Genomic DNA, 1365 nt, shown 5'->3' on the forward strand with positions numbered 1-1365 from the left:
AGGCGACGCGAGGTGAGGTGAGGCGAGGTGAGGTTAGGCGATGTCGGGGGTGGTCATCAGGCGTTCGACGTCGTCGACCAGGTCGCGCCATTCGCCGGCCTCGTCGTCGAACGGCGCACTGGGCTCGAGCAGCCTGGCGTCGTCCGGGTTGAGGACGTAGTGCAGGAACCGGCGCAAGGAGGTCCCGCGGCCGGTGACCGCGGACTCGAGGTCGGAGTCGCCCACGTAGTTCGCGAGGTCGGTGACCAGCTCCACCGCGAGCGCGAGCTGACCGGAGTCGACCATCCCGGGGCCGACCTCGATGTCGCGGTCGAGGCCGGCGAGGACGTAGGTGTTGTCCTCGGTCACGTGGATGTCCAGGCTGCCGTCGATCGCCGCGAGTTTGACGCGCTCGTAGGTCGCCACGTGGCTGAGCGTCTCGTCGTCGTTGTCCGCCAGGTACCGGGACAGGCCGCGGGCGCTGGTGAACACGTACGCCTGGTCGCCGTCGCCGAGGAACACCGGCCGATCGCCGAGATAGCAGCGCAGGCTCAGGTACTCCTGATCGGCGAAGATGATCTTCACGGGGTCGATCCCGACCGTCTCCCACAGCGAACCCTCCGGGTACCCGGTGGGGGCGGCCTCGGGCTCGGGCGCGGGCTCGGGGAGCGCGGCCTCAGCGGCCTCCAGGTCCGCTCGGGCGCGATCGACCTCGGCGCGCGGGACCTCGGGGGTGGTCATGACGTCCTGGATCGCGTCGAGCACGTCGTCCCAGCCCTTGGCGACGGTCTTCCGGATGGACTTCCACAGCTTCAACCCGTCCCGCCCGTAGAACTCGTCCATCCCGCGGGTGACGGCGGCGAGGATCGGGTTGCCGTTGAAGAACTTGGTGACGGTGTCCAACTCGCACACCTCGCCGATCGAGCGGGCGATGGTGAAGGACTGGTCGATCTCGTCGACCGAGGACTCCGTGGGGTTCTCGCCGAGGAGTTCGAGGACGCCGACGAGGTCGTAGCAGTTCTCGTCCGCGGCGCGGAACGCCAGCACGTCGGAGGTCGCGAACTCGTCCCAGGACGGGTGGTCCTGCAGATCATGTTGCGCGCCGCTCCGGACCAGGGCCAGGAGTTCGGCGGTCGAATCGAACGCGTAGAGGTCCTCGTCGAGGCCGAGGAACGCCTCCCAGTCGTCGTTGTCCTCCCGCCAACTGGGCGCCCAGAGGGTCGTGACGTCTCCCTCAGGGAGACCGAGCTCGATCGGGACTATGTCCTTGGCCATGCCGGTCAGCATATCCACGGCCCGTCAGCCGGTGCCACGGCCCGCCGACAGGGCACCGGCTGAGTCGTCCCCGGCGGCCTCGGCGGCCTGCGCGCGGCCGCTCACCGCGAG

1 protein-coding gene is annotated in these 1365 nt (G+C 69.4%); it reads right to left on the reverse strand.

What is annotated here, in order from left to right:
* Positions 1-33: 33 nt before the first annotated feature.
* On the reverse strand, positions 34-1254 hold the full coding sequence (locus G6028_RS16935; protein ID WP_182659564.1) for a primosomal protein: 1221 nt from the start codon (positions 1252-1254) through the stop codon (positions 34-36).
* Positions 1255-1365 lie beyond the last annotated feature (111 nt).

It is taken from the genome of Dietzia cercidiphylli, assembly GCF_014145145.1.
GTDB lineage: Bacteria > Actinomycetota > Actinomycetes > Mycobacteriales > Mycobacteriaceae > Dietzia > Dietzia natronolimnaea.

Excerpts from the sequence above, each read along its gene's own strand:
- G6028_RS16935 (WP_182659564.1), bottom strand. The coding sequence starts at position 1,254 with ATGGCCAAGGACATAGTCCCGATCGAGCTCGGTCTCCCTGAGGGAGAC.